We start from the raw sequence: 16,420 nt of genomic DNA on the forward strand, positions 1-16,420 counted from the left end.
TAATAGGTTAAGAAAAATGAGGGAGGATATAAGATGGATTCGAAAATCGAGACACTCGCAACGGTCAAGGTCAATCGCCATGACGATACGTACAAAATCGTAGACTTATTGAATCGCACGTTAAAAACGGAGGACTTAATGTTTGGTTTAGCTCTAGATGAGAAAGACAAGGAGCAGATGGTCTTCACCATCTACCGCACATGAAGTGGAAAATCGCCATCGGTTTGATTTCGGTCGTTCTTTTGATTACGCTAATCGGTACAGGAATCTACCAGTTAACGGTTGGTGAAGCAAAGGGGCGAGAACAAGAAGTCGTCAAGCGGGCAGAAAAACGTTTAACACAAGAAATAGCCCCGGACGCCGTGACATTCGAAAATGTCTTTAACGGAAAAGACCAGTACACCGTCTTCTCGATTAAAAAAGAGGGAGAGGCGTTACGCGCTTTTGTCCCGTCAAAAGGTAAGATTGAGACACGCCCGGTTAAAGACGGCATTAAGGTGGATGAAGTCATTCGTCAAAGTGGAGATCAAGGAAAAATCGTTTCCACGAAATATGGTTTCGAAGATCGCGCCTTAATTGAGATCGTCGCGGAAACCGAGACGGGCTATGAATATTCGTACTATACGTATCAAGAGGGATCTTTCATCAAACGACTACGGATTAACTAAAAGGAGTGTGCGACATGTTATCAAAACGCGTACAACAATTGACGCCTTCTACAACGCTTGCCATCACGGCGAAAGCGAAGGAACTGCGGGCATCCGGTCAAGATATCATCGGTCTTGGGGCTGGTGAACCGGATTTCAACACGCCGGAGTTCATCATTCAAGCGGCATTTGCGGCAGCAGAAGCAGGCGATACAAAGTATACGCCTTCAGGCGGAACGGTTGCGTTGAAAGACGCGATTATCGAGAAGACACGTCGCGATTTATGGGTATCGTATGATCGCTCGGAAGTCATGGTTGCGTCTGGTGCGAAACATGCTTTATCGACACTCTTCCAAGCCATTCTCGACCCGGAAGATGAAGTCATCGTTCCTGCTCCGTACTGGGTCAGCTACCCTGAGCAAATCAAGTTGAGTGACGGCGTACCGGTCGTTTTAGAGACGACGGAAGCGTCACGTTTCAAGGTGACACGTGAGTTGCTCGAGCAACACATCACACCGAAAACGAAAGCAATCGTCTTGAACTCACCTTCGAACCCGACAGGTATGGTCTACACGAAAGAAGAGTTAGAGATGGTAGCAGAGATGGCGATTCAACATGACATTCTCGTCATCAGCGATGAAATTTATGAGAAATTACTGTATAACGGTGTGACGCACTTATCGATTGCGACACTTCCAGGAATGCGGGAACGGACAATCATCATCAATGGTGTCTCGAAATCGCATGCGATGACGGGCTGGCGGATTGGTTATGCGATCGGACCGAAAGCAATCATCGGCGCAATGACAAACCTTGCGAGCCATTCGACGTCGAACCCGACGTCAATCGCGCAAGCTGCTTCTGTCGCGGCCTACGAAGAAGGGGATGCCCCGGTCGAAGCGATGCGTGCCGTGTTCGAAGAACGACTCGAACAAATTTACGAACGCTTGATTCAAATACCTGGTTTGACGTGCTTGAAGCCGGAAGGTGCCTTCTACTTGTTCCCACATGCCTTAGAGGCAGCGAAGATGTGTGGTTATGCAAACGTCGATGACTGGTGTACAGCCGTCTTGTCAGAAGCAAAAGTAGCCTTGATTCCAGGTTCAGGATTTGGTGCGCCGGAATATGTACGTCTATCGTACGCAACAGACCCGAAGCGTGTCCTAGAAGCGCTCGATCGGATTGAAGGATTTATCGCGGCTCGTACAGCCGTTTAACTTAGAGAGGATGTTGACTTTTGAAAGCAATGATTCGAGATGTAGCAAAACATGTGGGAGAGGAAATCACGATTGGCTGTTGGTTAGCGAACAAACGTTCAAGCGGTAAAATCGCCTTCCTTCAGTTACGTGACGGTTCCGGCTTTATGCAAGGTGTCGTCGTCAAAGAAACGGTCGGAGAAGACTTATTCAAAACAGCGAAAGGTCTAACGCAAGAATCATCACTTTGGGTGACGGGAGTCATCAAATCAGATGGTGAGCGAACAGCACTTGGACATGAGATGGAGATCACTTCAATTGAAATCATCCATGAAGCAATCGACTACCCGATTACACCGAAAGCACACGGAACAGATTTCTTGATGGACAACCGTCACCTTTGGTTGCGGTCAAAACGCCAGCATGCCGTCATGGTCGTTCGAAATGAATTGATCCGTGCGACATATGAGTTCTTTAACCAAGAAGGGTTCATCAAAGTCGACCCACCAATCTTGACGGGCAGTGCACCGGAAGGAACAACCGAATTGTTCCAAACGAAATACTTCGATGAAGATGCGTACTTGTCACAATCGGGTCAACTCTACATGGAAGCGGCAGCGATGGCGCTCGGGAAAGTCTTTTCATTCGGTCCGACATTCCGTGCTGAAAAATCAAAAACACGTCGCCACTTGATTGAGTTTTGGATGATGGAGCCGGAGATGGCGTTCTACGACCACGAGATGAACCTCGAAGTCCAAGAAAACTATGTCTCGCATCTCGTTCAGTCCGCCTTGAAGAACTGTAAAGCGGAACTCGAGTTGCTCGGGCGTGACTTGACGGTTCTTGAAACGATTCAAGCACCATTCCCACGCGTCCGGTATACGGAAGCAATCGATATGTTGAAAGAGCAAGGATTCGATGACATCGAATTCGGAGATGATTTTGGTGCACCACATGAAACAGCAATCGCAAATAGTTTTGCCCGCCCGGTCTTCATCACGCACTGGCCGAAAGCCATCAAACCGTTCTACATGAAAGAAGATCCGGAAAACCCGGGATTCGTTCTGTGTGACGACTTGATTGCACCGGAAGGATACGGCGAAATCGTCGGTGGTTCGCAACGTGAAGAAGATTACGACAAACTGCTTGCTGATATGAAAGAACATAACTTGGATGAGACAGGCGCCTATAAATGGTATCTTGAAACACGCAAGTATGGTTCAGTACCGCACAGTGGCTTTGGTTTAGGACTTGAACGGACTGTCGCTTGGATCACGGGCGTCGAGCACGTTCGGGAGACGATTCCATTCCCACGTCTACTCAACCGGTTGTATCCGTAATTTAGACTGAAATCGACCCATCGTTTAGACGGGTCGATTTCTTGCTTAGACTAAAGAATCGAGGAAGTGTCATGAATCATAATTTAATCCAACTTTTCGAAGAAGGGACCGTCGTGCTTCCGAAACGATTGTTCACGGAAGCGAAGCGGCTTGGAATCAGCTTCGTCGAGTTTACGTTAATCGGTCAACTGTTCGCTTGCCGTGCGGAAGGGATGGAGATGCCTTCACCGGAAGAATTGAGCAATCGTCTCGGGCTGTCCGAGACGGAAACGATTGAGACGACGCTCGGTTTGTTACAGAAGGGGTTGCTGGCGATGGAAAACGTCGCCGGATCGGAACGCTATTCGTTAGTTCCACTCTATGAAAAATTAATGGCACCACCGGAACAAGAGGCGCCGAATTTCGATACGATCAATCCATCGGTCTTCCAACAATTTGAGCGGGAACTCGGAATGATGTCGCCGTTTCAAATGGAACAAATCATTCAGTGGCTGACGATTGAAAACATCGCGGAAGAGCTAGTCCTTGCTGCGCTTCGCGAAGCCGTCTACCATAACGTCCGGAAGATGACCTATATCAATCAAATTTTGCGGACGTGGGAACGCGAGGGTATTAAAACACTCGAAGATCTTGCGACGAGAGGAGGGTGAATCATGTTACGAGTAGCTGAAATCGACCGGATTGAATTGACCCTCGAAGAGATGTTTCCGGACGCTTTTTGTGAACTGATTCATAAAAATCCGTTTGAACTCGTCGTCGCCGTCGCCTTGAGTGCGCAAGCGACGGACGTGCTCGTCAATCAAGTCACGCCGGGATTGTTTGCCGCGTATCCGACGCCAAGCGACCTAGCCACTGCACCGGTCGCTGCCATCGAAGAGAAAATCAAACGACTCGGTCTCTATCGCAATAAAGCGAAAAATATCAAAGCACTCGCGGAACGCCTCATCACGTTGCATGAAGGCGAAGTACCAACGGACCGCGCCGGACTCGAAGCGTTACCCGGCGTCGGGCGAAAAACAGCGAACGTCGTGTTATCGGTTGCATTCGATGTCCCGGCATTCGCAGTCGATACGCATGTCGAACGGGTCTCGAAACGACTCGGTATCTGTCGCTGGAAAGATAATGTCACACAAGTCGAAGCGACGTTGATGAAACGATTCAAGCGGGAACGCTGGTCGAAGCTTCATCATCAATTCATTTTTTTCGGACGGTATCACTGCAAGGCGCAACGTCCGCACTGCCTTGAATGCCCATTACTCGACATGTGTCGGGAAGGAAAAAAACGGACGAAAGGGACAATCATCCCTGTCGATTAACGAAGAATTATTTAAATGATGCTTGAAAGCAAAAAAAGGATAGCGCGTTTCCGGAAGAAACCCCGGAAGCGTGCTATCCTTTATTCGTGTGAAATAAAATGTCTCTTGTCCATCATACGCGCGTATGTTTAACCATTCCAAGGCGTATCGGACCATTCCCGACGCTTTTTCGTGATCGGAACTTTTTTGAATCCCCAGTTTCGGAAATCTTGATCGGGACTATCGCGACGAATGTAAATTTTTTCTTTGATTGCTTTAAAGATTCGGTTTTCGTCCCCGTAATGGACAAACCGTGGTTTCACCTCAATCACGCCACGACGTACGCGTGAAAGGGGAAGACAGACGAGGTCAGCAATCTCAAGACCGGATTGGTAGAGGTCGCTATCCTTTTCAGCAAAGATGAAGCCTTTAATTTTTTGACGACTTTTTTCGACGTCAAGGTGGACCGTCCCCGAGTTAAAGATATCGAAGAACGCTTTTTGAATTAATAAGTTTTGATAATCATCACGACTTTCGAGGACGACACGAGCACTCGTCGCTTCCGTCTCCTCTAAAAAAGCGTAAAAAGATTTCATCAAGTGGGCAAAGGCGACGACGTAAGGATCTTTTGGTGTCGAATAAAAATCTTGCAGCTTCTGTTTATCGACTTCGACACTGACAATCGTACAGTCGATATCGACTAGGAAGTCAGGTAATGCGACCCAAAAATGACGTAACATATCAATCGTGATCCCGTCTTCTTTGCCGTAAGGATGCTCCGCCTTTAAAATTTCTTTTAAATGGAGTGGAATGTGTGGATCTTCAAACACACTCGACTTAAATTCCATCAAGCGTTTCCGTAAAGGGCTCGGTTCACCCGTTTCGTCCGAATCGATGGCATATTTGTATTCCATCAAGACACCTGTCAAATTAAATTGCGTATTCCCTTTAGGTGTCCCCGTCTCATCGACGAACATGACGTATTTTTTCGCAGTGTTGTTCGACGCTCTAGGAATCATTTTTGATTCATGGCGCGAATTCGATTTAGGTGTTGCCAATCAGATTCCTCCTCGCGCGGTTCTACAGGACCAGTTGTAACTGTCTCCCACACTATACTGTGTACGACAAGTATACCAAGATTTCCTGCTAAAAAAAGTAAAACCTTAAGTGAGAGAAATCACTGCATCAGTTGATCGATATAGCGAACAGACTTAATCGTTTCATTGAAACGTTTTAAACTTGTTTTTGGTTGGAACGCCTGGACTGATAGTTGTTTCAGTTGATCGACGGCACTCTCGACCATCGCCGGGCGTAAATAAGGGCTGTTCTGCGCATTATGTTGCCAATCGGCGATGAGCACATCTGCTTGTTCGACGAACGGAATGACATCCTCGTTGAAGTCATATTCTGTTCCGGCGCGACCTGCTTGATAAATTTTTTCGATTTCTTGAAGTAACGGTTCAATTGTCATTTGTTTTTAACTACTCCTCTCGGCCGATACGATACAATCACATATCATGGTACAATAAACGCGATAGGAGGGGAATCGTTTTGAATTATCCGAACGGTAAAAAATTTCAAAAGCCTCTCGAACCTCATGGAACGACGATAAAAAAAGCACGCTCACAAGCATCGACGTTTTCTAATCGGGGGATGAAGCTTGAAAAATTGATTAATGAAAGCAATACGTTTTACTTGACGCATAATCGGGCAATTATTCACAAGAAGCCAACCCCCCTTCAAATCGTTCAAGTCGATTACCCGAAACGTTCTGCGGCTGTCGTGAAAGAAGCCTATTTCAAACAACCGTCGACGACCGATTATAATGGTGTCTATCGGGGGAAATATATTGATTTTGAAGCGAAGGAAACGAATCATAAAACCTCTTTTCCACTCAAGAACTTCCACCCCCACCAAATCGAACACATGCGACAATGCGTAGCACATGGAGGAATTTGTTTTGTCATCATTCGGTTCAGTATGTATAATGTGCAATATGTGCTTTCAGTCGAGCACGTGTTCCCTTGGTGGGAGCAATTAGAAACGGGTCGTAAATCAATTCCGCTCGACCAAATCGAACAACATGGTATAAAAATCAAGACAGGTGCGTTCCCTGCGATCGATTATCTCGAAGCAGTAGACGAATTATATTTCACTTGAGAAACTTACGGATTGAAGGAGAAGGATAGCATATGGAAAGAAGTCGTGTCGCACGTCGTGAAGAAACGAAGACGTCAACTAAACAATCGAATCGGACGAAACGTCCGAAAAAAAAGAAGTCCGGTGGTTCAGGTGGATCTGGAAAAGGTCCACTTTTTAAAAAGCTATTAATGATTGCAACCGGCTTATTCATCATCATGATGCTTGTCGGAGGTGGGTTTGCTGCGTATGCGATTGCCACTGCTCCGGAACTCGATGAGACGAAACTACGGGATGCGCTCCCGCTGAAAATTTATGCGAGCAACAAAGAGGAAATCAAACAGGGTGGAACGAGTCGCGAGTACGTCTCGATTAAAGAAGTTCCTGAAGTCGTCAAAGACGCCTTCATCGCGATTGAAGATCGACGTTTTTACCAACACAAAGGGATTGACTTCCGTCGTCTCGGTGGAGCGATCATCGCGAACATCACCGATGGATTCGGCTCGGAAGGGGCATCAACAATCACGCAACAGGTCATCAAACAATCGTTTTTAAGTTCTGAAAAAACAATCACACGGAAAGTACAAGAACAGTGGTTAGCGATTCGTCTAGAACAAGACTACACGAAAGATCAAATTTTAGAAATGTACTTGAATAAAAACTACTATGGTCAGAATTCGTTCGGAATTCAGACGGCTTCAAAAGCCTATTTCAATAAGACAGTCGATAAATTAGATTATGCAGAAGCAGCGATGCTTGCCGGATTGCCACAGCGTCCGACAGCATATGACCCGATTAAAGGGGATCCGAAGTTAACGAAGGGGCGTCAAACACAAGTATTAGATGCGATGTTGACGACAGGCGTCATCACGCAAAAACAACGTGACCAAGGAGTCGATCAACCGATTTCTAAATTGATTGATCCCGCTCCAAAATCGACGACAGATGCTTCGTACGATAGCGTCATCTTTGATATGGTCTCAAAAGAATTAGAAGATGTCTTTGGTCTTGAAGGAAAAGACATCTATGGCCAAGGACTCAAAATTTATACATCGATTGATAAACCGATGCATGATTATATGAATGAAGCCATTAAAGAAGACAAAGTCGTACAATTACCAGATTATGCCGAAGCTGCGGCCTCTGCCGTCAACACAAAAACGGGTGAAGTCTTAGCCGTCGTCGATGGAAAAAATCCAGGGGAAGACACGGCACGCCGTAACTACGCGAATGAACCGCACCAACCGGGTTCTTCTGCGAAACCCTTCTTCGCGTATGGTCCAGCGATTGAAAATGAAAAATGGTCGACAGCAAAACAAATCACGGACCAAGAAACGAAGATTAACGGCAAGACGATTCAAAACTATTACGACGGTTACAAAGGAACAAACACGATTCGAAACTGGTTGAAGATTTCAGCCAATACGCCGGCAATCCAAACGTTCCAAGAGATTGGTGGCGATGCGGTCGAATCGTTTGCTGCTAAATCTGGTTTGGCATTAGAAAAAGATGAATCAATTTCTCCAGCGTACGCAATCGGTGGGATGAAACACGGATTCAACACGACTGAGATGGCGGGCGCTTATGCGACACTCGGAAACGGTGGCGATTATGTGGAGCCACACATCATCAAGTCAATTGAGTACAGTGATGGATCAAAAATCAAATCACCAATCAAATCGAAAAAAGCGATGGAAGACTATACAGCCTATATGTTGACGGACATGCTTCGTGACGTCCTGAAGCCGGGCGGTACGTTCCCGACGGCTGGACTTTCATTTGATGCAGCAGGAAAAACCGGAACGACGAATGCCTATAAGGATGTTTGGTTCGTTGGTTATACTTCTGATGTCTCCATTAGTGTTTGGACAGGAACGACGACATCTGGAAATAATAACGGGATCGGCCTCGAAGGGCAAACCGAGAGTAGAATGGCACAAAACCTATGGAAAGATTTTGTGACCAAAACACGTGACCGGACACCAGCGCCGTTCGAACAACCAAGCTCGGTCCTCAGTATCGGTGACGAACTGTATGTGAAAGGAACGAAGGAGCCGGTCGTCGAAAAAAAGGCCGTACCAGCTCCGACTGGATTGCAAGCTTCTTACGATGAAGAAGCGCAGTCAGGTGAGCTGACTTGGAATTACAACGATTCAGCGTTGCGGACGAACGGATACGATAGCGTAACATTTGAAGTATCGATGAAAGATCCGGATGGCAATACATCGGTTCTTGGGACGAGTTCGACGAATCGAATTGGTATCAACAGTCTAAAACCAGGACGAACAGAGTTCACACTCGTCGCGAAAGCATCAGGAGAAGAGTCAGGTCCTGTTGCGACGTCAGTCACAGTCGCTGAACCAGAGACTGAGGAACCAGTGACGGATGAACCGACGACGGATGAACCGGCAACAGATGAACCGGCAACAGATGAACCGGCAACGGATGAACCGACGACAGACGAACCGACGACCGATGAACCGGCAACGGACGAACCGACGACCGATGAACCGACAACGGACGAACCGGCAACGGACGAACCAGCGACGGATGAACCGGCAACGGACGAACCGGCAACGGATGAGTCAGTCTCTACACAATCAACGGATGAAAAAGCAAAAGAAAATGATAAGAAAAAACAATCCGATAAAGAAAAGACGGACAAAAAAGAGGATTCCCAAAGCACGGAATAAGAAACAGAGGAATGAATTGAAGGTCAAGACTGAAGTGGCGAACCTGTCGCTACAGTCTTACCTCTTTTTTTTTGTATAATGAGTGAAGAAGGAAGGAAGTGAGTCGATGGAACCGAGACAATCACTCGTTACTTATTTAGAGGAATTAAAAGCTGATCGCGCCTTTATGGAGCGCGTCACATATATGAAGACGATGGAAGCTACAGCAGGACGGTACTCACCTTTTCCGGAACAGATGCCAAAACGATTACAACAAGCTATCAAAGCACGTGGCATCGATGCCTTATACCGGCATCAAGCATTAGCATTTGATCAAGTCATGGCAGGGAAATCGACGGTCATCGTCACGCCGACGGCTTCCGGGAAAACATATTGCTTTAATTTACCGATTCTCTCGCATCTACTGGAGCATCCGAACGACCGGGCACTGTATCTCTATCCGACGAAAGCTCTCGCACAAGATCAAAACAGTGAACTGCTCGAGTTGATTGATGAGCTCGAAGCACCGATTCGTTGTTTTACGTATGACGGAGATACGTCACCGACGATTCGGACGAAAGTCCGCAAAGCGGGGAACATCGTCATTACAAATCCAGATATGCTTCACTCGGGCATTTTGCCGCATCATACGAAGTGGATTGAACTGTTCGAAAACCTGAAGTATATCGTCATCGATGAGTTGCATACGTACCGTGGCGTCTTCGGGAGTCACGTCGCGAATGTCATCCGACGGTTACGCCGGATTTGTCACTATTACGGGAGTGACCCTGTCTTCATCATGACGAGCGCGACGATTGCCAACCCACAAGAACTGGCGGAACGGCTGATTGAGAAGCAGGTCAGTCTGATCGATGACAACGGTGCTCCGACCGGGCGAAAACATTTCATCGTCTATCAACCACCAATCGTCAATGCCCAACTCGGAATTCGACGTTCGGCGACACTCGAAACCAAACAACTGGCATCCCGATTCATCAAAAAGAAGTTTCAGACGATCGTCTTTGCCCGTTCACGTGTCCGCGTCGAGGTGTTGCTGACGTATCTACGCAGTTTGATTCGCCATGAACTCGGTCCGAAATCGATTGAAGGATACCGTGGTGGTTATTTACCGACGGAGCGACGTGATATCGAACGGCGTCTAAGAAAAGGTGAAATCACCGGCATCGTCTCGACGAATGCGTTAGAACTGGGCGTCGATATCGGTCAATTGCAAGTCTGTATCATGAATGGTTATCCGGGAACGATTGCTTCGCTTTGGCAACAGGCCGGGCGTGCCGGAAGACGGCAAGATGATGCTTTAATCATCCTCGTCGCCTCGTCCGGGATGCTCGATCAATACGTGGCAGAACGACCGGAGTTATTTTTAAATCAATCACCAGAGGCGGCACGACTCGATCCCGATAATTTAATCATCGCCGTCGACCATATAAAATGTGCCGCATTCGAACTTCCGTTTCGGCAAAGTGAAAGATTCGGCACACTCGAGACGGAAGATATTCTCGAGTATTTAGTTGAAGAACGTGTCCTGCATCAGCGGGGAGAGCGTTTCTATTGGATGAATGATGCGTTTCCGGCACATGAGATCTCGTTACGCTCAAGTGATCAAGAAAACGTCGTCATCGTCGATCAGACGGAAGTCCCGAATCGGGTCATCGGTGAGATGGATACATTTAGTGCAATGACGTTACTTCACGATGAAGCGATTTACTTGCATGGGGCGGATCAATATCAAGTCGAGACACTCGATTTTGAGGAGAAAAAAGCGTTCGTCCGTGCCGTTGATGTCGATTATTATACCGATGCTAATTTTTCAGTCGATTTGTCTGTCCTTGAAGAAGATGAAAGCTATTCGAATGATCTGTTTAGTGTGGCCCGTGGTGATGTCAGTGTTCGTGGGATGGCGACGATGTTCAAAAAAATTAAGTTCGGTACCCACGAAAACATCGGGTCTGGTCCGATTCATTTACCTGAACGGGAAATCCATACGACAGGCGTCTGGTTTACGTTGCCTGCTACATCTGCTTCCAGTACGGAGCTCGAACAAGTACTGGAAGGGGTCGCGAACAGCCTACGGCGTGTGGCACCTCTTTATTTAATGTGTGACGCGAGTGATGTTTTCGTCGTGCCGCAAGTCAAGGCGACACACACGCAGAAACCGACCATCTATTTGTATGACCGGTATCCTGGAGGGGTCGGCTTAGCTTCTTCAATCTATAAACAACGGAGCATCATGTTACGGGCAGCACGCGACTCGATTGAGACATGTCCCTGCCTTGACGGTTGCCCGGCCTGTATCGGCATGGTCGGTCTCGCAGACGAAAAGGAGCGGACGATTCAGATGTTGACTGAGATGGAAAGGGAGTTAACATGAAAAATAAATTAAGACGAATGTTAAAACCGACGAATCAGGAGAGTGGACAACGGCAAACGATAGAAAAGACTTCGACGCACGTCGTCGATCCGAAGATTGCGAACGAACAAGCCGCCTGGGTGGAGAAGGGGGCGGAAATTTTAACGTTCGAAGATGAGTGGATCGTTCGAATCGATCAGCGCTATCCACTGACAGAAAGCCATGGACACCGGACGTTTGGTGCCGGGTACGAATCACTCCAACTACCGCATCCACCACTCGCGCTCGATGTCCCGCTCGAACAGATCATCTTTTTCGATACGGAAACGACCGGTTTACGTGGAACGGGGACAACGATTTTTTTGATGGGGTTCGCCCGTTTTGAACAAGGCGAGCTATTGATGCGGCAATACTTCCTGCCGCATCCGCACTATGAAGCAGCTTTTTATCATCACTTTTTGACTGATATCGGAGAAGACGTCCGATTCGTCACCTATAACGGAAAAAGCTTTGATTGGCCGCAAATCAAGACGCGACATGTCTTCGTCCGTGAACGTGTACCGCGTCTGCCGAAAGTCGGTCACCTGGATTTACTCCATGTCTGTCGGCGGATTTTTAAAGGGTTATCCGATTCGTACCGTCTGACAGCGATGGAAGAGCAAATCGGATTTGAACGAGCGGGTGATTTGCCAGGATTTTTAGCCCCGATGCATTACTTTCAATACGTCGAACATCAAAATCCGTCCATCATGGATGGCGTCCTTGAACATCACCTGCATGACTGTCTGACACTTGTCAGTCTGTACGATGAATGCAATCATCTCGTGACCCATCGAAAAGAGGTATCACCTCGAATTGGGGAAAACATTGCCGTCTGGTTAGCCGATTTAGGCATCAATGAGCAATCGGTCGAGCATTTTCATCAGGCAAACGATCTATCGGCAGAAGGTTGGTTACGGCAAGGACTTCTGCACAAAAAAATGAAACGGCATCAGGAAGCAGTCAACTGCTTTGAAAAGAGTGAGACATTCCGCGGATACATCGAGTTGGCGAAATGGGCGGAGCACATTGCAAAAGAGCCACAGCTTGCTTATGATTATACTGAGCAAGCAAAACAACTGTTAGAAGGACAGGTGTTACTAACAACACGGCGGGAACGTTTGACCGCTGAACTTACACATCGGAGCAATCGGTTACAAAGGAAGTGTCAAGAATGAAAGTCGTTGCCATCACGGGTTATAAGCCAACTGAACTAGGAATTTTTGATCAAAAACATCCTGGTATTCCGGTTATCAAAGCGGCGTACCGCGAACGCTTGATTCGACTCATTGAAGACATGGGGACGACATGGTTCGTAACAAGCGCGACTCCAGGCTGTGAACTGTGGGCCTGTGAAGTCATCTTAGAACTAAAAGCAGACTATCCGGACATTCGTCTCGGGATTTTATTGCCCTTTTTAGAGCAAGAGGCTAAATGGAAGGAACCTGTACAAGCTCAGTATTTAGCGGTACTGAACCAGGCGGACTTCGTCGATGCAATCAGCCAAAAGCCTTATGAGAATCCGAGTCAGCTTCGTAACAAAACGGAATTCATGATTGAAAAAAGCCAAGGTCTGTTATCCGTTTTTGATGAAGAACACGGTGGCTCAGCGAAGTATCTTGTCGAGCGTGCTAGAATAGAGATGGAACGGACCGATTATCAACTGTTCTTAATCACACAAGATGATTTATCGATGATGGAACAGGAACTGAACTATAATGATCAGTGGGAGTGAAGACGATGTATAAACCCTTATTGACAGCAGATGATATTTACAAAAAAGAATTTAAGACGGGCCTACGCGGTTACGTGATTGAAGAAGTGGATGGATACTTGGATCAAGTCATCAAAGATTACGAAGGATTCGAGCGCGAAATCGAGCGTTTGAAGAAAGAACTAGAAGCAGCAAAAGCGACGGCGCCGAAACCCGAAGAGCGAATCGTTGAGGCGGAAGCCCCAGTGTCTAATCCATCGAATTATGACATGCTACGCCGGATTTCAAATCTTGAAAAAGCTGTTTTTGGACGTCCTCACCAAGAAAATCAATAAACGTCAAGACATCTACTTAAAAAGAAGTGGATGTCTTTTTTTGTTACGAAATTCCCCTGATTTTGAAAGCGCACACCGCTTGTGCAAAAGGATGGTAAACTAACTAATAATACATAGACGTAAGGGGAGACAATATGTTACAGGTGATGGCAAAAAAAATGACACCTCTAGAAGACCGGCGTTTCTTTTCCTTTAAACGTTCAGTTCCAAGTAAGGTGAACGACTTAGAACTCGTCTGTGATCAAGTGCGACATATTTGTCGGTACGATTGGATGTTATTTGAAAACGTCGAGCTCGACCGCCGCATGAAGATTGAATTTGCCTTAATCGGGCCAAAAGGATTGTTTTTAGTCCTTGTCAATCAAGAGGCTGCTGTATTGCTAAGTGATCAAACCTATCACGTCGAAGACGAGCAACGTGTTCAACGGGTTGAACAACGGCACCCAGTAATAGAGGCACAACGCCTCACGAAACATGTCAGATCACTTTTAAAGGCGGAAGGCGTGTCGATTCCTGTTCACACGATGATAGTATTCAAACAAGCGCCAAAGTTGCGTATGACGCGGGTTAAGTTTCCGATTGGCCAGTCCTTTGCCGCCATCAAGCCATGGATCGCAAGACGACAAGGAACTCCTGTCACGGAGAAAGATCGTAAACAGGTTGCTTTTATACTGGCAAACCATCAAAAATAAGCAACCTCTCAACTTACGGAGAGGCTGCTTATTTTTTTAACGTCTTTTTTTAGGTTGAGTGAGAAAACGTTCGACACGGTCGATATCTTCTTTAAGTGCATAAATTGCAACACGATCGGCTAAATCTTTACTGAACCTTCGGAAAAAGATAGAGGTTTTAACACCTCGTTCGAGCCGAACTTCAAAACCGGCATCCGCTAGTAGCTCGTAATCTCGATGAAGCTGTTCGCCTTTTTCTCCAAATTCTTCACCGACGAGGACCCAACGCAAAGACTCTTTTGTGCGACGGGCGACGATGATGATGAACAGAACAACTAGAACGATGATCAAAAAGTATCGTATATTCATAAACTCCATGGATCTTATCACCTCATACCTATCATACGTGCTTACCGGGCATAAAGTAAACGTTCAAGGTAGCGAGAGAAAGGTTTAATCTTCAAGCCTTGCTGACGATAAGCGATGTAGCCGTCTGGACGAATCAAATACAGACCACATTGCTTAATCCCGAACTTCCGTGCGAGTTCTCCCCCCTGGTCGACGACCCCGTCTTCTTTTAGCTCTTGATGAATCGAGACGGTCTCAAACAGGTCCGGATAGGAGTAGGCGAGTTCTTTATAAGGGGTCAGTTCTGATTCATCGGACTGACGCGGTAAAAAGAGCAGCAATAAGAAATTTCGATCAGCGCGACGTAGCAGTAACTCATTTTTTTTCGTCCGCGGATTTACAACTTCGCTGTACGGCATCGGTTCACCCGGTTTCGGTGCAAGTAAGCCAAATCTCCCTTGCGTGACAAACGTATCGGATGGATGATAGTTACTATTCAATTGAGCAATCCGGTTCGTCACGTAATGATGAAGCGGTGTGATTTTTAAACTGTTCCGAATGACTTTTTCTTGCAGAGGTAGTAAAAATGGCACATTGATTTGCAACAATTCAGTCGCAAGGTTCGTCGAACGTAAAATTCCACGTGCCGCTTCCCGCCGTTCCGTACTATAAGAGTCGAGCAACGGGAAACTTGCTTTAAACTCATGTACACACCAAAGCTTCCAGGCTAGATTCATCGCGTCTGCGATTCCCGTATTCATCCCTTGTCCGCCGACAGGCGAGTTAATATGCGCTGCATCACCGATTAAGTAAATCCGGTGGTGACCAAACTTTTCGATGATTCGATTGTGGACACGGAACATGGAATACCAATGGACTTTTTTAAGTTTAAAGGGTACTTTCGCCCGATTTTTAAGAAAGTCTTCAATCGCCGCATGATCCGTCGGCACGACACCGTCCGTTAAATTGCCCGTAATTCGAAATAAGTTTGATTGTAATGGGAACGACTCGATTACTCCATGATCGGAAAAGAAAATATGGACTTCTTCTGACGAAAGCGGCCAGTCGACTTCAATATCAGCAAGCGCCCAAGATTCCTTGAACGACTTGCCACTGAAGGGAAGTCCTAGTTCACGCCGGACGAAGCTGTTCGCACCGTCTGCGCCGACTACGAACGAGGCATCGACTGTCTCGACGACATTGTTTTTTCGAATCGATGCCGTGACGAATGTTGGAAATTGAGCGAAGCCGGTCAACTCGGTATCCCGTTCGACACGATGTCCGTAATCAAGTAGGCGTTGTTCAAGAATCCGTTCCGTTTCACTTTGAGGTAAGAGTGTTACAAATGGGAAAGGTGTATTCAAATCCGTAAAATCAAGTTTTGCTTGCCAAGCTCCATTCACATAGAGATTTCCTTGATTAATCTTAATCGCTTCTGCCATCAGTTCCTCGGCAACACCGAGACGGGCAAACAATTCAAGTGAGCGTGCTTGAATACCGATTGCCTTTGAGACGACAGATGGTCCGCTCGCTCGCTCGATGATCCGGAATGTTAAGCCATACCGTGAGAGCGCGAGTGCAAGTGTCAATCCGGTCGGTCCGGCCCCGATAATCAATACATCTATGTTTTTCTTCACGAATAAGCCCCCCTTA

The 16,420-nt window shown here is 46.8% G+C and carries 17 protein-coding genes; 13 read left to right on the forward strand and 4 right to left on the reverse strand.

Annotated elements, in window-relative coordinates:
- The first annotated feature begins 33 nt into the window (after nt 1-33).
- The 6 genes from KNQ02_RS04295 (at nt 34) to nth (ending at nt 4,499) form a co-directional block, all read left to right on the forward strand.
- Nucleotides 34-204, forward strand: a complete 171-nt coding sequence (locus KNQ02_RS04295) for a YpmA family protein (RefSeq protein WP_012370646.1) — start codon at nt 34-36, stop codon at nt 202-204.
- Entirely contained in the window at nt 201-668 is a 468-nt protein-coding gene (locus tag KNQ02_RS04300) for a hypothetical protein (protein WP_214765099.1), read from the forward strand. Before KNQ02_RS04295 ends, KNQ02_RS04300 begins: the two co-directional genes overlap by 4 nt.
- Before the next feature lie 14 nt (nt 669-682).
- On the forward strand, nt 683-1,864 hold the full coding sequence (locus KNQ02_RS04305; RefSeq protein WP_214807350.1) for a pyridoxal phosphate-dependent aminotransferase: 1,182 nt from the start codon (nt 683-685) through the stop codon (nt 1,862-1,864).
- 29 nt (nt 1,865-1,893) lie between these two features.
- Nucleotides 1,894-3,183, forward strand: a complete 1,290-nt coding sequence (gene asnS / locus KNQ02_RS04310) for an asparagine--tRNA ligase (RefSeq protein ID WP_152638933.1) — start codon at nt 1,894-1,896, stop codon at nt 3,181-3,183.
- 71 nt (nt 3,184-3,254) lie between these two features.
- Entirely contained in the window at nt 3,255-3,833 is a 579-nt protein-coding gene (locus tag KNQ02_RS04315; protein ID WP_029330601.1) for a DnaD domain-containing protein, read from the forward strand.
- Between the two features lie 3 nt (nt 3,834-3,836).
- Nucleotides 3,837-4,499 carry an endonuclease III gene (nth, locus tag KNQ02_RS04320; protein WP_088837310.1) on the forward strand — a complete coding sequence of 221 codons (663 nt, stop codon included), beginning with the start codon at nt 3,837-3,839 and terminating at the stop codon, nt 4,497-4,499.
- Nucleotides 4,500-4,627: 128 nt separating this feature from the next.
- Here nth and KNQ02_RS04325 read toward each other — a convergent pair whose 3' ends face one another.
- Nucleotides 4,628-5,536, reverse strand: a complete 909-nt coding sequence (locus tag KNQ02_RS04325) for a DUF3800 domain-containing protein (protein WP_239456727.1) — start codon at nt 5,534-5,536, stop codon at nt 4,628-4,630.
- A gap of 119 nt (nt 5,537-5,655) precedes the next feature.
- Nucleotides 5,656-5,949, reverse strand: coding sequence for a DUF1798 family protein (locus KNQ02_RS04330; RefSeq protein ID WP_088837309.1), 294 nt, complete (start codon nt 5,947-5,949; stop codon nt 5,656-5,658).
- A gap of 74 nt (nt 5,950-6,023) precedes the next feature.
- On the opposite strand from KNQ02_RS04330, the gene recU reads away from it, so the two are divergent.
- The 7 genes from recU (at nt 6,024) to KNQ02_RS04365 (ending at nt 14,440) form a co-directional block, all read left to right on the forward strand.
- The gene (gene recU / locus KNQ02_RS04335; RefSeq protein ID WP_204251435.1) at nt 6,024-6,638 is read left to right on the forward strand and encodes a Holliday junction resolvase RecU; all 615 of its coding nucleotides are present in this window, start codon (nt 6,024-6,026) and stop codon (nt 6,636-6,638) included.
- A gap of 32 nt (nt 6,639-6,670) precedes the next feature.
- Nucleotides 6,671-9,310 carry a transglycosylase domain-containing protein gene (locus tag KNQ02_RS04340; RefSeq protein WP_214768561.1) on the forward strand — a complete coding sequence of 880 codons (2,640 nt, stop codon included), beginning with the start codon at nt 6,671-6,673 and terminating at the stop codon, nt 9,308-9,310.
- Between the two features lie 106 nt (nt 9,311-9,416).
- Nucleotides 9,417-11,681: a DEAD/DEAH box helicase gene (locus tag KNQ02_RS04345; RefSeq protein WP_214768560.1), complete on the forward strand. Its 2,265-nt coding sequence runs from the start codon at nt 9,417-9,419 to the stop codon at nt 11,679-11,681.
- Nucleotides 11,678-12,877 (forward strand): ribonuclease H-like domain-containing protein, encoded by a 1,200-nt coding sequence (locus KNQ02_RS04350; RefSeq protein WP_214807351.1) that lies wholly within the window; start codon nt 11,678-11,680, stop codon nt 12,875-12,877. Before KNQ02_RS04345 ends, KNQ02_RS04350 begins: the two co-directional genes overlap by 4 nt.
- Nucleotides 12,874-13,434: an SLOG family protein gene (locus tag KNQ02_RS04355; RefSeq protein WP_088837304.1), complete on the forward strand. Its 561-nt coding sequence runs from the start codon at nt 12,874-12,876 to the stop codon at nt 13,432-13,434. The genes KNQ02_RS04350 and KNQ02_RS04355 overlap by 4 nt, the downstream gene beginning before the upstream one ends.
- 5 nt (nt 13,435-13,439) lie before the next feature.
- Entirely contained in the window at nt 13,440-13,748 is a 309-nt protein-coding gene (gene gpsB / locus KNQ02_RS04360) for a cell division regulator GpsB (RefSeq protein WP_088837303.1), read from the forward strand.
- Between the two features lie 134 nt (nt 13,749-13,882).
- Nucleotides 13,883-14,440, forward strand: a complete 558-nt coding sequence (locus KNQ02_RS04365; protein ID WP_214768559.1) for a nuclease-related domain-containing protein — start codon at nt 13,883-13,885, stop codon at nt 14,438-14,440.
- A 36-nt stretch (nt 14,441-14,476) separates the two neighbouring features.
- Here KNQ02_RS04365 and KNQ02_RS04370 read toward each other — a convergent pair whose 3' ends face one another.
- On the reverse strand, nt 14,477-14,797 hold the full coding sequence (locus KNQ02_RS04370; RefSeq protein WP_088837301.1) for a hypothetical protein: 321 nt from the start codon (nt 14,795-14,797) through the stop codon (nt 14,477-14,479).
- A gap of 32 nt (nt 14,798-14,829) precedes the next feature.
- Nucleotides 14,830-16,404: an FAD-dependent monooxygenase gene (locus tag KNQ02_RS04375; RefSeq protein ID WP_088837300.1), complete on the reverse strand. Its 1,575-nt coding sequence runs from the start codon at nt 16,402-16,404 to the stop codon at nt 14,830-14,832.
- Nucleotides 16,405-16,420 lie beyond the last annotated feature (16 nt).

It is taken from the genome of Exiguobacterium sp. s102 (assembly GCF_018618635.1).
GTDB classification, from domain to species: domain Bacteria; phylum Bacillota; class Bacilli; order Exiguobacteriales; family Exiguobacteriaceae; genus Exiguobacterium_A; species Exiguobacterium_A oxidotolerans.

What these genes read in the sequence shown, in the direction of transcription:
- KNQ02_RS04305 (WP_214807350.1), top strand. Translation starts at nt 683, where the DNA reads ATGTTATCAAAACGCGTACAACAATTGACGCCTTCTACAACGCTTGCC.
- KNQ02_RS04350 (WP_214807351.1), top strand. Translation starts at nt 11,678, where the DNA reads ATGAAAAATAAATTAAGACGAATGTTAAAACCGACGAATCAGGAGAGT.
- KNQ02_RS04295 (WP_012370646.1), top strand. Translation starts at nt 34, where the DNA reads ATGGATTCGAAAATCGAGACACTCGCAACGGTCAAGGTCAATCGCCAT.
- KNQ02_RS04345 (WP_214768560.1), top strand. Translation starts at nt 9,417, where the DNA reads ATGGAACCGAGACAATCACTCGTTACTTATTTAGAGGAATTAAAAGCT.
- nth (WP_088837310.1), top strand. Translation starts at nt 3,837, where the DNA reads ATGTTACGAGTAGCTGAAATCGACCGGATTGAATTGACCCTCGAAGAG.
- KNQ02_RS04365 (WP_214768559.1), top strand. Translation starts at nt 13,883, where the DNA reads ATGTTACAGGTGATGGCAAAAAAAATGACACCTCTAGAAGACCGGCGT.
- gpsB (WP_088837303.1), top strand. Translation starts at nt 13,440, where the DNA reads ATGTATAAACCCTTATTGACAGCAGATGATATTTACAAAAAAGAATTT.
- KNQ02_RS04330 (WP_088837309.1), bottom strand. Translation starts at nt 5,949, where the DNA reads ATGACAATTGAACCGTTACTTCAAGAAATCGAAAAAATTTATCAAGCA.
- KNQ02_RS04355 (WP_088837304.1), top strand. Translation starts at nt 12,874, where the DNA reads ATGAAAGTCGTTGCCATCACGGGTTATAAGCCAACTGAACTAGGAATT.
- KNQ02_RS04340 (WP_214768561.1), top strand. Translation starts at nt 6,671, where the DNA reads ATGGAAAGAAGTCGTGTCGCACGTCGTGAAGAAACGAAGACGTCAACT.
- asnS (WP_152638933.1), top strand. Translation starts at nt 1,894, where the DNA reads ATGATTCGAGATGTAGCAAAACATGTGGGAGAGGAAATCACGATTGGC.
- KNQ02_RS04300 (WP_214765099.1), top strand. Translation starts at nt 201, where the DNA reads ATGAAGTGGAAAATCGCCATCGGTTTGATTTCGGTCGTTCTTTTGATT.
- KNQ02_RS04370 (WP_088837301.1), bottom strand. Translation starts at nt 14,797, where the DNA reads ATGGAGTTTATGAATATACGATACTTTTTGATCATCGTTCTAGTTGTT.
- KNQ02_RS04315 (WP_029330601.1), top strand. Translation starts at nt 3,255, where the DNA reads ATGAATCATAATTTAATCCAACTTTTCGAAGAAGGGACCGTCGTGCTT.